This window comes from Ventrimonas sp., assembly GCF_048380235.1.
In the GTDB taxonomy this organism is placed as follows: Bacteria; Bacillota; Clostridia; order Lachnospirales; family Lachnospiraceae; genus Brotaphodocola.
The window spans coordinates 1-12,161 of the sequence record NZ_DBFCCJ010000067.1 but is presented as its reverse complement, the minus strand read 5'-3'; the positions used below and the strand labels follow the sequence as shown (position 1 = coordinate 12,161).

Annotated in this window: 14 protein-coding genes and 2 pseudogenes; 3 read left to right on the top strand and 13 right to left on the bottom strand. The window is 50.4% G+C overall.

Annotated features, from left to right (window positions below; all coding sequences use genetic code 11):
* Positions 1–231: 231 nt before the first annotated feature.
* Positions 232–477: pseudogene (locus tag ACMP1L_RS11155) on the bottom strand (VirD4-like conjugal transfer protein, CD1115 family); the annotation flags it as partial.
* Between the two features lie 735 nt (positions 478–1,212).
* On the opposite strand from ACMP1L_RS11155, the gene ACMP1L_RS11150 reads away from it, so the two are divergent.
* Positions 1,213–1,419, top strand: a complete 207-nt coding sequence (locus ACMP1L_RS11150; protein WP_334291862.1) for a DUF6199 family natural product biosynthesis protein — start codon at positions 1,213–1,215, stop codon at positions 1,417–1,419.
* A 17-nt stretch (positions 1,420–1,436) separates the two neighbouring features.
* Positions 1,437–2,459 carry a hypothetical protein gene (locus tag ACMP1L_RS11145; RefSeq protein WP_055221986.1) on the top strand — a complete coding sequence of 341 codons (1,023 nt, stop codon included), beginning with the start codon at positions 1,437–1,439 and terminating at the stop codon, positions 2,457–2,459.
* 198 nt (positions 2,460–2,657) lie between these two features.
* Here the strand turns inward: ACMP1L_RS11145 and ACMP1L_RS11140 are convergent, their stop codons facing one another.
* From ACMP1L_RS11140 to ACMP1L_RS11110, 7 genes are all read right to left on the bottom strand, one after another.
* The gene (locus tag ACMP1L_RS11140) at positions 2,658–4,298 is read right to left on the bottom strand and encodes a recombinase family protein (RefSeq protein WP_055221983.1); all 1,641 of its coding nucleotides are present in this window, start codon (positions 4,296–4,298) and stop codon (positions 2,658–2,660) included.
* 72 nt (positions 4,299–4,370) lie between these two features.
* Complete coding sequence (locus ACMP1L_RS11135) at positions 4,371–4,538, bottom strand: hypothetical protein (protein ID WP_171027916.1); 168 nt, start codon at positions 4,536–4,538, stop codon at positions 4,371–4,373.
* Between the two features lie 267 nt (positions 4,539–4,805).
* On the bottom strand, positions 4,806–6,164 hold the full coding sequence (locus ACMP1L_RS11130) for a virulence-associated E family protein (RefSeq protein ID WP_055221981.1): 1,359 nt from the start codon (positions 6,162–6,164) through the stop codon (positions 4,806–4,808).
* Entirely contained in the window at positions 6,124–6,828 is a 705-nt protein-coding gene (locus ACMP1L_RS11125) for a CHC2 zinc finger domain-containing protein (RefSeq protein ID WP_055266766.1), read from the bottom strand. Before ACMP1L_RS11125 ends, ACMP1L_RS11130 begins: the two co-directional genes overlap by 41 nt.
* Entirely contained in the window at positions 6,825–8,069 is a 1,245-nt protein-coding gene (locus tag ACMP1L_RS11120) for a plasmid recombination protein (RefSeq protein WP_117760454.1), read from the bottom strand. The genes ACMP1L_RS11125 and ACMP1L_RS11120 overlap by 4 nt, the downstream gene beginning before the upstream one ends.
* A gap of 474 nt (positions 8,070–8,543) precedes the next feature.
* Positions 8,544–8,849 carry a hypothetical protein gene (locus ACMP1L_RS11115; protein WP_055222220.1) on the bottom strand — a complete coding sequence of 102 codons (306 nt, stop codon included), beginning with the start codon at positions 8,847–8,849 and terminating at the stop codon, positions 8,544–8,546.
* The gene (locus ACMP1L_RS11110) at positions 8,833–9,312 is read right to left on the bottom strand and encodes a hypothetical protein (RefSeq protein WP_226906287.1); all 480 of its coding nucleotides are present in this window, start codon (positions 9,310–9,312) and stop codon (positions 8,833–8,835) included. Before ACMP1L_RS11110 ends, ACMP1L_RS11115 begins: the two co-directional genes overlap by 17 nt.
* 175 nt (positions 9,313–9,487) lie before the next feature.
* Between ACMP1L_RS11110 and ACMP1L_RS11105 the strand changes: the two genes are divergently transcribed.
* Positions 9,488–10,336, top strand: a complete 849-nt coding sequence (locus ACMP1L_RS11105; protein WP_055266762.1) for a helix-turn-helix domain-containing protein — start codon at positions 9,488–9,490, stop codon at positions 10,334–10,336.
* 80 nt (positions 10,337–10,416) lie between these two features.
* On the opposite strand, the gene ACMP1L_RS11100 is transcribed toward ACMP1L_RS11105, so the two are convergent.
* The 5 genes and pseudogenes from ACMP1L_RS11100 to ACMP1L_RS11080 all read right to left on the bottom strand — a co-directional run.
* A complete protein-coding gene (locus tag ACMP1L_RS11100) occupies positions 10,417–10,719 on the bottom strand; it encodes a hypothetical protein (RefSeq protein WP_055219875.1) in 303 nt (100 codons plus the stop codon).
* 12 nt (positions 10,720–10,731) lie between these two features.
* The gene (locus ACMP1L_RS11095) at positions 10,732–10,914 is read right to left on the bottom strand and encodes a hypothetical protein (protein WP_055219873.1); all 183 of its coding nucleotides are present in this window, start codon (positions 10,912–10,914) and stop codon (positions 10,732–10,734) included.
* Between the two features lie 14 nt (positions 10,915–10,928).
* The gene (locus ACMP1L_RS11090; protein ID WP_055219871.1) at positions 10,929–11,306 is read right to left on the bottom strand and encodes a TnpV protein; all 378 of its coding nucleotides are present in this window, start codon (positions 11,304–11,306) and stop codon (positions 10,929–10,931) included.
* A gap of 97 nt (positions 11,307–11,403) precedes the next feature.
* A pseudogene (locus ACMP1L_RS11085) lies at positions 11,404–11,985 on the bottom strand (VirD4-like conjugal transfer protein, CD1115 family); the annotation flags it as partial.
* Between the two features lie 41 nt (positions 11,986–12,026).
* The coding region (locus ACMP1L_RS11080) for a transposon-encoded TnpW family protein (RefSeq protein WP_418453042.1) at positions 12,027–12,161 on the bottom strand (135 nt) is incomplete at its 5' end.

The following is a 12,161-nucleotide window of genomic DNA, read 5'->3' as shown; positions in this document are numbered from 1 at the left end:
CAAAAAATGCCATATAGTTTGTTAGCCGGAATCTGATTAAAAAATAGGTTTGTCATGTTTCATAGGCATACAAAAGCCGGAACAATCTGCCGCCCGGTTTCCGGGGGCATGATTCCGGCTGTCCTCCTTTTTCATTATTTTGTTGATGATTGCCCGCTTTGTACGCCAATGGCCTCAACAGAGGCAGTTGCGGCAAATAGATACGATCACTCCTTTCTCAGCGGAACCGTATTACACGCCCTCCGTGTCTACTTCATATACATCGCAGACCTCATCAGGCTTGAGTTTTAGTCTGGCAGACAAAAATGCTTCAATATCAAAGGTATTTCGCTTGTCTGCATCAGCTGTGTATTTGAAATTAGGGTGTCTGGTAATGTCATACTTGTCTGAAAGAAACGGACGCACACCGCGCAACTGCAAGATGCACTTGCCGCCATCCATAACTGCCAGCTCGTCCTGGCTCATCAGCTCTTTGCCACATTGTCAAGTGATGAATTCAAGAAAACGGCAGCCGCAAAGAAAAATCTTTGTGGCTGCCGTTCTAATTGGCGGCTTGAAGCAAAAAAATCCCCGGTTGTACCAGGGAAATAAAAACTTTAGTATAGCCTAAAAGAGAAAGCTAGCGCCTTGAGGCGCGGCCAAGTAGAGTGGGCTTAAAGCCTGCGTCCCGAGCCACCCGTTTTACGGGTGGCAGCGACTCCTTGTCTGTTTATCTTATACTTGTCAATTTATATTATCCAATAATGTGAATTATAATATGACAGTACGGATGCATATTATAGAAACATAACTTTGAAAGAATCAAGCATAACCTGTGGAGTGACTCTTCAACGGATAAACTATTTTCACTTCATACAGTTCCGACATATGGAATAAGGAACACCAATCGCCCTCAATACAACTTTCTTTCTATTAGTTAAAAATGCACATAATCAAAAAAGAAAATCGACTTATTTTAGACAAATTCATTGACAAGTTCTGCTTTAGGTGATAAAATAAAAGTGAAAAGTCGAAATTTATATTGTTGGGAGGTAAGACCGATGATTTGTTTTAAGGTTAAGTTGCCTAACTTAATAATGGAGCATTTTTACCGACGCTGCCAGCTTTGGAGGCTTAGAATTAAAATTGTTTCTATTTGCGCATAAGTTAGGCATGATTATTTGTCTACTTATGCGCTTTTTTATTTGAATTTTCAGTATTAGCAGAAAGGAAGTGTTATACATAGATAACATATGGCTTATCCTTTTGCTTCTATTAAGTTTTTTTATGATTTTTAAGCCGGAACTTTTATGGAAAATTGAACACTTCTTTTCTGTAAAAGGCGGTGAACCTACAGATTTATATCTTGGTTTGATGCGGGTTGCTGGAGTATTCTTTTTTATTGCATCCATCATTTGCATTATTGTTTTGGTTTTATAAGAGAAGGGGGGCTTTTAATGAAAAAGCTAACACGTAAGATTGTTGCACTTACTCTTTCCTTGGTTATGTGCATAAGTTTTTCTAACACTACTTTTGCTTATGCCGACAACGAGAATATCAGTTCTTCTGCTGAAGCAAGCAAAGTGAATTGGTGGAAGATTGGCTGGATTATCCTTTCAGATTATGTGGAAAAGCTTATCGATCTCGATGGACAGAGTGAAAAGGATAGTAGTTGGGCCTATCTTGTTTCACCTAGCATAGAATATAACACGGGTGATATGGGGCCTGAGGTTTATTTTCGTCCAGAAGTAGATAACAGCGTTGGTTCTATCCGTATGCATGGACATAGGATTATCTTTGTCGATATTTTTACACAGATTGCACTCATCTTGTCAGATGCCTCTGGTGATACGGTAAGTCAAGCAACTACTGGTACAAATCAGTATATGTTTTATACAAAGAAAGCAGGAGACAGTTCTGGTACATGGAAAGCACAGTTTGTTTCAACTGAGACATACAAATGGCAGTTGTATTATGCCCATTATTACAATGCCAATGCTCGTTCAAGTGTTCCTATGACGGAAGATGGATTTTACTTTGGGGATAATAACAGAGTTTATCAATTCTCTGTTGCAGAATCTTACAGACTTAATTCTCTTCCTCCAGAGGTTGTTGATATGACACAACTTAATGCTCAATTTATTAATCCTGCTGATGGAAAAACTGTAGATTATCTCAAAGACTTTAATGCTGGAGATCAAGTTCATTTCTCTGATATAATTATTGACATTAGTTATGATGCGACTGAGGATGCGACTACATTTTATTTTACCGAGGATACTTATGAGGAAAACATAGGATGGAAATTTGCAGGAAATCTTCTTGACCAATATTCCGCTGGTGATGTTCTGAATCTAACTTTTGATGTGTTGAATGTCGGAAACTATCAGGGCATTACTTTTGAAAGCCTCGACTACTTTGAAGCAGCTTACGCGCATAATAACGGTGCCGCTTATCCCAATATTCAAGATTACCAATAATTTGATTTTGACATAAGGACTTATAGAAGAGGGCGTGTTGCGGATAATTTTCTGCAACGCGCCCTTTTTAGTATGCTTTAGCAAAATAAAGTTATCCCTTTTACTCTGGCCAAAGGAATAACTTTATTGCCTGATAGCATTAAAAGAAAATTGTTGTATCACTTTTGATATAAATTAAAAGTATTTAGCGTCTAAATTCTACCTTGACATTTCCCCAACAAAATTGTAAATAATCTTAACCTCCTGTGTCCTCTGACCATCAATCTTCTTGATTTCTCCAATCAGAATCCGGCTAATGAGCCGGTTCAGCACCGCCTCGTCCAGTTCCTCGATGGCGGCATAGCGCCGGATTTCCTTGATAAAAGTGCGGACTTCGCTTTCTTGCGCATCGGCACGACCTTGCATCATTGCCAGGTCATGCAGGCGTTTCTGGTTGGATTCCTGCTCCTGTTCCAGCGCCGCCGTCAGCTTCACAAACCGCTGCTCGGTCAGGATGCCTTTGGCCTTATCGGTGTACAGGCTCAGGAACATCCCGTCAATTTCCTGATTTCGGGCTTCCAGCCGCAGGCGTTCCTTTTCTGTCTGGGAGGCGTCCACCAGATACCGGTGCTCCATCCGGCGGCTGAGCCGCTGGTAGAACGCATCGGCATCCTTCATAGCCTGCGCCGCCAGTTCCTGAATGTCTTTCAGCACCAGATTGTATAAATCCCTGGCCTCGATCTTGTGGCTGGAACAGACCTTGCAGCCCATGCGGTTGTAGGTCTGGCAGATATAGTACGCCTTGTCAATCGGCTCCCGCATTTCGCCGGTGAAGCGGTTCTTCCCGGTTCGGCCCACTTTCTCATACCGCACCTGCATGGACTTCCCGCAGGTGGCGCAGTAGACCAGACCGTGGAACAGATTATAAAAGGGGCAGGAATTCCCCTGAATGGTCGGCCTGCGGTCAATGAGTTCCTGCACCTGTTCCCATTCCTCCGGCGTCACAATGGCCTCATGGCAGCCCTCGATCACTTCCCACTGGTCACGGGGAATAATGTCATAGGTGTTGGAGCGGATGCCTTTCTGATGCGTCCGAAAGACCAAATGTGCGCCCTTATAGAATGGATTTCTCAGGATGTGACTGATTCTGGCTCCGCCCCAGAAATAATAGTTGGCGTCAAACTCCGTGTTGGCTTTGACATGGGTGATTGGGATTTTTTCTTCCATCAGACGTTTGGAAATCCTCATGCAGCCCAGCCCGTCAAGGGCATAGTCATAGATTTTGCGGATGATTGGCGCTGTCTCAGGGTCAATGATGAGATGCCCCTTGTCCTCCGGGTCACGCATCAGGCCGAAGGGCGGCGTCCCTCCGCAGAACTTCCCCTGCCGGGAGCGGGTGGTGATGCCTGCCAGCACCTTTTTAGAAATATCCCGGCTGTACATATCGTTCAGGATATTCTTAAAGGGCGTAATGTCCATCTCCTGACGGGTCAGGCTGTCCACGCCGTCCGTGATGGCGATATAGCGTACATTGTGTTTGGGGAAAAAGATTTCGATATAGCTGCCAGCTTCAATATAGTTCCTACCAAGCCTGGATAGGTCTTTGGTGATGACGCAGCCGATCTTCCCCGCCTCAATGTCAGCGATCATGCGCTGGAAGGCAGGGCGGTTGAAATTGCGGCCCGTATAGCCGTCATCCACATAATATTCATACTGGAACATTCCATGCTTTTCAGCAAAGTCCCGAAGCATGATTTTCTGGTTGCTGATGCTCATACTCTCGTTGTCGCCGCCGTCATCCAGAGAGATGCGGCAGTAGAGAGCGGTGATTTTCTCATAGACTTGTTTTTTCCTGCTCATAGCGTTCTCCTTCTATGAACAGGGACACGATACCATTATAGTACCATGTCCCTGCCCCTGAATCAACCGTTTTTACGCAGCGTTTTCGGCCATTTCCCGCTGCTGACGCCATTCCTCGAAGTGTTCGCAGGTCTGACGCTCAATCAGCTGCTCAAAGGCTTCCCGCATGGACTTCTCCCCGGAGAACTCCCGCACCACCACAAAACGGACTTTATTTTTCTGCTGTTTGCTTTTTTCCATAGGCTACCTCCATAGAGTAGCAGGCCAGACGGCAGCACTGGCAACGAAGTCCGGCAACGAACCTCTGAAAACCTGTAAACTACCGTCTGACCTGCAAATCTTACTTTATCAATTTTCTTGAAAAATCTCGTTGTTTTCGTTGCCGGAGATAGAGATAGATATTAGAAAATACCTTATTTACAGGCTTTTTCCGTATCCAGACCGGAGAATCCCCGGCAACAAACCCGGCAACCAAGTGGCAACCATCCCGGCAACAGACCGCTAATTTTATGCGATCCACTCCTTCGGCAGTTCCAGCTGGCAGCATTCTTCCTCGGTCAGCTCCACAAATCCATCTTCGTTGCCGGGCAGTTCGTTGCCGGAAACGTCCCGTTCCCAGCCCCTCTGCCTGCCATATCCGGTGAACATCCGGGGATTGGAGAATGGTTTCCAGCCCGTCACCACCGTGTTCATGATCTCGTTGATATTGTGCAGCTGCCACCGCTTCGGCTCATCGTAGGTGTGGCCCAGCGCCTCCTTGAACAGCTGTTTGGAGCAGACCATGCTGCCGGTGTAGTGTTCCAGAAAGCCCTGTATCTGTCCGGCCTCGGTGTCCTCCGGCATGAAATCCTTCTGCACCTCCACCAGCTGGCGCTGGATGGACTTGCTGAACTTCATAGAGTAGTGGCCGCTGCGGTAAATCGTCATGGCCTCCGCCCAGACCTGTAAAAGATAGGCTCTGGAGGCGTCCTCGTCCTCCAAAATGTGAACCTCTGCATTCTCCGGGTAAATCATGATCGGCAAAAAGCGCCGATTTCCGGCCCGGTCAAGGGGCAGGAAGTCCAGTGTGTTGGACGAACCGCCGAACACACACTGCCGCAGCCGGTCTTTGGGCTGGGCCTCGTAGGGCGTCCGGTAGGTTTCCTTCTGGCGGCTGATAAAGGAGCGGATTTCTTCAATGCTTTTGGCGCTGCTGGTAGCCAGCATCTCCGACATTTCGATAATCCAGTGTCCTTGCAGCTTCAGATACACCCTGTCATCGTCCAGTTTTTTCAGGTCGTCACTGAACCACTCGTCCCGGATCGCCAGCAAGCGGAAGAAGCTGGACTTGCCAGCCCCCTGACCGCCCACCAGACAGAGCATTTCCTCATATTTGGAGCCGGGGCGGAATACCCGCCGGATAGCCCCCAGCAAAAAGTGTTTCAGCATTTCCTCCACATAGTCGCTCTCGTCCGCACCTAAGAAATGATGGAGACAGGAGCGGATGCGGGGCGTCCCGTCCCAGACAAGGCCGTTTAGCACGTCCTGTATGGGATGGTAGCAGTTCTCATTCGCCACGATGGAGAGCGCCGCCGTCATCTTTTTCTCACTGGTCAGGCCATAGGTCTGCTCAAAATAGAGAAGCAGATATTTCACGTCCGTATCCGTCAGGGCACTGGTATTCCTGCGCCAGCCTAAATCCTGTACAATGTCCACCCGGTCAGTCAAAAGGTTCAGGCGGATCGCCCCACGCAGGAGAGGGTCATGGCAGAACACCGTCCGGCAGTTGCCGATGGTGTTGGCGGGCTGGCCCTTCTCGGTGACGGACAGGCTTTCCCGCACCTCATCAACGCTCCGCTCCGGCGCTAAGGCTTCGGCTGCGCTCATGGCGGCCTGCCGGGTGGCTAGCGGTAAACTCTGATATTCGCTGCTCAATCTTCCTCACCTCTTTTCCATACTCAGCGACCACGGAAGCACGTTCCTCCATGCTGCCGGACAAGAGAATATCCAGCAGATATTCCGTGTACGGTTTCTTTTGCAGGGCCTCCACGAACAGCGGATTCCACGCTTCATCCGGCGTCTGCGGGGCGTATTCCTTCTCCCAGCGTTCCAGCAGATGCAGGTAATTGCACAGCACCCGGAAACATTTCTGCTCCGCCTGCCGGTAACGCAGTTCCTCGCTGATTTTTCGCTTGACCGGCCTCCTGCGGGGCGGGTCATGGCCTTTGGCGTCATAGTGGACAGAGAAATCCTCCGCCAGCTTCAGCGCCGCCTCCTTACTGCTCAGACTAAACAGACGGGCGGTAAAATCAATCACATCCCCATCTGCCTGACAGCCAAAGCAGTGGAACCGATGGTCAATCTTCATACTGGGATGTTTGTCATCATGGAAGGGACAGCAGGCCATGCCATTCCTGCCAACCTGCACCCCGTAATATTCCGCAGCCTGCCTTGTGGTGACAGACTCCTTCACCGCTTCAAATATATTCGATTTTCTCACCTCCAGGCAGAGAAAAAAGCACCCGTTTCCGCAGAAAATCAGGTGCCTCATAACTCCATATCGTGTTTCTTTTTCGGAGCAATCCGCCCCTCACGTTCCCAGCGTTCCCGGTTATCTCGGTCAGCGTTCAGCCTGCCTTTCGCCAGCTTCTCCCGGATGGATTCTCTGGCCTTCTCCTTAATCTGCTCCTTACCGGCCTTCTTGACCTCCGGCTGCATGAGAGTTTTCTGGATTTTTGCCAGGGCGTTCTGCATGACCCGTTTGATTTTGGTAATCACTCCATCCAGACGGGCGGCAGCGTAGTCACGCTCCTTCTTCGGGGCCTTGCGCTCCGGCGAAAGCACCCATTTTTTCGATTCTTCCACCAGACGAATATCTTCCTTGTGTGTCTCCTGCCGGACGGTATCGGTCACCACCTCCACCGCCTTGTCATAGGCCGCATCGGAAACATCATCTAACAGCGTCTCCACGTCCTCGATTTTGAGCGTCAGTTCTTCCAGCTTCTGCTCCTGCGCCGCAAGCTGCTCCTTCTGCTTCATCAGGATATAATCCTGTTTTTCCAGATAGTCCCGCCCGCCGTAGGACGGCTCCTGATCCAGATGCAGCCCATGCCGTCTGGCGATGTCAAACAGGATCGTCCGGCAGACCGCATCAAAGGTCTGCTTGCGGTTGTTGTTCCGGCCTTTGGGCTTCTCCGGGTTGGGGAGAGGGATGCCAAGTTCTTCCAGCGCCTTTTCCTGCTGGGGGCACAGTTCCCCATAGCGGTTCTCACAGTCAAAGACGTGCCGCTCATGGATGTGGGGCGTCCCCTCGTCCAGATGGAGCGCCCAGTCCAGGATGTGGATATGGGAACCGAAGCGGCGCTCAAATTCCTGATAAAACTCATTGACGATGGAAAAGAGCGTATCCGGCGAGACGGATTCTCCCATCGTGCCGATCTGGTAGATACTTTCCTCCGGGCAGGTCTTGTTGTTTTTCAGCAAGTCCTCCACAGTGCGGTTGCGCTCGGTGTGCCGGGTTTTCTCATTCCGGGCGTTCTGAGCTTCCACATAGCCGCCGTAATGCTCGTAGTAATACATCCGCTCGATTTCCTCAAAGCTGAAATCCGGCTGCTCCGGGTTCTCCCGGAACTCATGGGTGGTAAAGCCCCGGTAGCAGTCCCAGTAGACATTTTGCCTTGCCCGTTCTGCGTCAATGTGTTCGCTGTTCTCCACATCGAACCGGCGGTCATTGTGGCGGGGATTATAGGTGCCATGCTTGCCGGAGCGTCCATTGTGTCGTGTCAGTTTCAAACAGATTTCCTCCTTCCTGCGAAGATGTTCTGGGGCCGGGGAAGGGGCGGCGAAGCCGCAAATCCTGCGAATTTTGCGTCAGGTAATACCCAATACAAGTTGACGCAGGCATCAACTTTCCCTGGGCAAGGCGTTTCACCCTTGACCCGATGGGGCGGCTGCCCTCAACCTGCCAAGGCACTTCGTCCTTGACCCGATAATGGCTGCCGCCCTTAACCTGCCAATGGGCGTTGCCCCTTGACCCCAGCAGTGCGCTGCCGCCCCTGCACCCCGCCACAAAGGGCTGGCCGCCCTCTGTACTTCCGCACCGGCGAAGCTGGCTTCCACCGCAGGAACGGTGTTTGCCAGTTTCACCGGCTCCGTATCCACACATTTGCGCCCATAGGCGGGGAGTGGATACGGAATACGCCTGCGGGGATTGCCGGTCAAAACATCGGGTGCAGACCCGTCATTTTTCCCGTAAACACCCCGATTTTAGGCGATTTTTTCTTCCGTTACCACCACCTGAAAGCCATGCTCCTTTGCGTACTCCCTTGCGGCGGCTTTCCGTTCTTCGCTGTACGGAGGCACCAGCCGGATCGACAGCCGGGACTTGTCCAGCACATAGGTCACGCTGCCCTCCGGCGTGCTGCGCTCCAACCGGCACAACAGTGGGTACTTCCGGCTGAAATCAGCCAGCCTGCGCTTCAAGCTGGCGTTGAAGGTGTAGACGCTGGCAAGGTTCTCCGCCTCGTTCCAGTTGATGATGGTTTCTTTCTCATACTTAGACAGCTTCTTCATACAGATCCTCCTCATAATCGGTGTAAGATTTCAGCACACGCAGGTTGCGCTTGAGACGGCGGTACTCGTCCATCTCCATGCGCAGATGGTGATAAAAATCCTCGTACCAGCTTTCGTTCATCTCCGTCTCCACCTTCCGGGCCAGCCCCAGCATCCGGCGTTTGGCCTCCGGGTCAACCGTCAGAGCCGTCAGCCATTTCAGCCGTGTCACCGTATTGTGGTGGCTGAGACAGCCGTAAGCGTAGAGAATCTTCTTTTCTTTCATACTCAGTGTCATAATGATTTCCTCCATTTCTTTGCTGCGGAGCCATGCGCCCCGCATGATAAACTTGTTTCCTGTCCGCCGGTCTGCCTGCAAGCCGCTCCTGCCCGGAATTTCTCCCGGCGTATCGGCCTCTTTGGTGTGCTCGATTTCTGTCCTGGCGTCACTTCCCCGGAGGCCATACCCCTTGCAGCCGGTCATTCGATTTTCAAGGTTCTGTGCCTGTCTGCAAGAACCAGTTTACCGAAAAAAGAGGCCCTTTCCCGTATATCCAAAACGTCGGAAAAACGCTCGAAATCCGCATATTTCCACGCTTATGGAATCGTGCTATAATGGGTGTAATCACTGAAAAAGATAACGAGAGAGGGGGCTTTGGATGTACGCAAAGCTGACAATCCCGGAGCGGCTCAAAGACCTGCGGGTGGTGGACAAGCACCTGACGCTGGAACAACTGGCGGAGCAGACCGGCCTGTCTAAATCCGCGCTGGGAAAATACGAAACCGATGACTACAAGGACATCAGCCCGTTTGCGATTGCAACGCTGGCGGACTTTTACGGCGTGTCCACCGACTATCTGATGGGGCTGACGGAAAATAAAAATCACCCAAACACAGAACTTCAATCTCTGCATCTGAGTGATGATATGGTGGAACTTTTGAGCAGCGGCAAAATCAACAACCGGCTTCTCTGCGAACTGGCTGCCCACCCGAATTTCCGGCGGCTGATGATAGATATGGAAATCTGCATCGACCAGATCGCCAATATGCGGGTGGAGCAGATGAATCTGGTGTTGGAGGCCACCCGGCAGACCGTCATGAGCAAGTATGCGCCCGGAGAAGATGACCTCTATATGCGGACGCTGGAACTGGGGCAGGTGCAGGAAAGCGATTTTTACAGCCATGTCATGCACGATGATCTGGACAGCATCGTCCGGGACATCCGGGAAGCACACCGCAAGGACAAGACCACCGCCGACCCGCAGCCCACGCTGGATGACGTCAAGGAAAAGTTTGAACAGGCGCTCGAACAGGGCAGCCAAGAGGAAGTGGTAATCCACGAATTTTGCGACAGAATGCAGATACCCTTCGAGAAGATTTCCTCAGAGGACTTCTCTGCATTTTTGCGGATACTGAGCCTGTCCAAAATGCTCAAAAATCCCAACAACATGAGAGGAAAGGCCAAGCCGCAGCCGTACTATGCGCCCAAGCGGAAGAAACGCAGATAACAGGAAAGCCGCCCAATCTGTACCGTTGGACGGCTTTCGACCCGTTTGTGGGCGGAATAAAATATGTGGTTATACATCCGTTAGCTGACCGTTTTCATCAGCTTTTTCATAAACTTCCAGAGACGGATGCCATCTTTGAGGCCCAGCCGGTAAAAGAAGCACTCGCTTTCTGCACCAGAATCGAAAATAGAATCACAGTAGTGTCTTACAGCGTCCTTCTGTTCCTCAGACAATGCGCTGATTGCTTTTTCATACTCGTTTTCCAAGCGAAGGCAGTCCTCTTTTTTCTCCGTGCCGGTTTCTGCCTCCCGCCACTTAGCAAACTGGCTCTGCATCCGCTCCTGAATCATCAAATCAACCAATTTTTCTATATCTGTACCCATAAGCGCCCCTCCTTATGCTGGGCGGATATAATTCCGGTATGTTTCCAGGACGGAATCTGACACACCGCTTTTATATACTTTGCGGATGTCGGAGATTTCCTCTTGCTTCAGCAGTTTCAGCCATTTCAGCAGCTCAGCCCTGCCGTTGGCAAAGTTACAATAACGCCCATCGGCGTATTCGATACGGTATCTCATAGACAGGCACCTCCTTAAACAAAAATCATCTCAGAGAGGATGATTTCCTCTGCTCGGCTGCGAATGCTGTTCATGCCCCCGACCCACGCAAGCTGGTCACGGGCTTTCAGTTCCTCGGTGACACCCTCCGCCTCCTGCATCTGCGAGACGATACACGCCAGCCGGTCAGCGGCCTGTTCGTTCAGGTCAGCAAGATATGTCCAGAGTTTTCCCGACAGAAGCAGGGCATTGTACTGGCCGGGCCGGTGTTCTTGCAGAAACGCTTTGTGCATCCGGCCCCACCGCCCAATGGGGCGGCTTTCCTCCGGTAGCTCCAGATCGGGGATGTAGTAGTCTCCCACCAGCGTGTAGCTGATTCCGTTTTGATGGATTTTCTTTGGTAAATGCTCCATGTTCGACCTCCTGTATTCAGTTATTTCAGAATCCAGTTGATCGTGTCCCTGTTCATGATAAATTCAAGGCAACTGAACTCTTCACGAACAAGTATGGCATATCTTTTCCCAATTTCTGATAGTTAAGCGAGTGGGAGGTCTCCCGTCCCCGGCTCTCTCCGGTGTTGTAAGTGTCTATGGTCTCCTTTCCCAGAACAGCCGCCAGCTCTTTCAGCGTTGTTGGCTCTTTGCCACCCAGGAAGATGGAAGTATCCATATTGCCGATGATGGTATCGGCATTATCTTTGTAAATTGCCTTGAGCTGGCTCTGTGCCTGCAACACCAGACAGGCAGAAATTTCACGGCTTCGGATGGTGGCCACCAGCTTTTCCAGCTTCGGAATCTGCCCGATGTTGGCACACTCATCAATCAGACAGCGCACATGAACCGGAAGCCTGCCGCCATACACATCGTCGGCCTTTTCACAAAGCAGGTTGAATAACTGGGTGTAGCACATGGAAATGAGAAAGTTAAAACTGTCATCCGTATCACTCATAATGAGGAACAGAGCCGTTTTTCTGTCTCCCAGCGTATCCAGTTCCAACTCATCGTAGGATGTAACCTCGCGCAGCTCCGCAATATCAAATACGGCAAGACGCGCACCGCAGGAAATCAAAATCGACTTAGCGGTTTTGCCAGAGACGAAAAGTCAAGGACTTTTTCATCAAATTCAAAAAGAAGTCACATTTTGCGGACTTCTTCACGGAGCATACGCTTGATTTTGTCCTCCATCGTCTCTTTTGCGGTCTCGCTGAAATGGACACGGACGATATAGGTGGTCTTGCCGATCTGCTTTCTGACAGTCGGGCAAGTGGC

What these genes read in the sequence shown, in the direction of transcription:
- ACMP1L_RS11135 (WP_171027916.1), bottom strand. Translation starts at nt 4,538, where the DNA reads ATGGAAAAAAGCAAACAGCAGAAAAATAAAGTCCGTTTTGTGGTGGTG.
- ACMP1L_RS11095 (WP_055219873.1), bottom strand. Translation starts at nt 10,914, where the DNA reads ATGAGATACCGTATCGAATACGCCGATGGGCGTTATTGTAACTTTGCC.
- ACMP1L_RS11140 (WP_055221983.1), bottom strand. Translation starts at nt 4,298, where the DNA reads ATGAGCAGGAAAAAACAAGTCTATGAGAAAATCACCGCTCTCTACTGC.
- ACMP1L_RS11145 (WP_055221986.1), top strand. Translation starts at nt 1,437, where the DNA reads ATGAAAAAGCTAACACGTAAGATTGTTGCACTTACTCTTTCCTTGGTT.
- ACMP1L_RS11105 (WP_055266762.1), top strand. Translation starts at nt 9,488, where the DNA reads ATGTACGCAAAGCTGACAATCCCGGAGCGGCTCAAAGACCTGCGGGTG.
- ACMP1L_RS11130 (WP_055221981.1), bottom strand. Translation starts at nt 6,164, where the DNA reads ATGAGCGCAGCCGAAGCCTTAGCGCCGGAGCGGAGCGTTGATGAGGTG.
- ACMP1L_RS11100 (WP_055219875.1), bottom strand. Translation starts at nt 10,719, where the DNA reads ATGGGTACAGATATAGAAAAATTGGTTGATTTGATGATTCAGGAGCGG.
- ACMP1L_RS11090 (WP_055219871.1), bottom strand. Translation starts at nt 11,306, where the DNA reads ATGGAGCATTTACCAAAGAAAATCCATCAAAACGGAATCAGCTACACG.
- ACMP1L_RS11115 (WP_055222220.1), bottom strand. Translation starts at nt 8,849, where the DNA reads ATGAAGAAGCTGTCTAAGTATGAGAAAGAAACCATCATCAACTGGAAC.
- ACMP1L_RS11110 (WP_226906287.1), bottom strand. Translation starts at nt 9,312, where the DNA reads ATGACCGGCTGCAAGGGGTATGGCCTCCGGGGAAGTGACGCCAGGACA.
- ACMP1L_RS11125 (WP_055266766.1), bottom strand. Translation starts at nt 6,828, where the DNA reads ATGAGGCACCTGATTTTCTGCGGAAACGGGTGCTTTTTTCTCTGCCTG.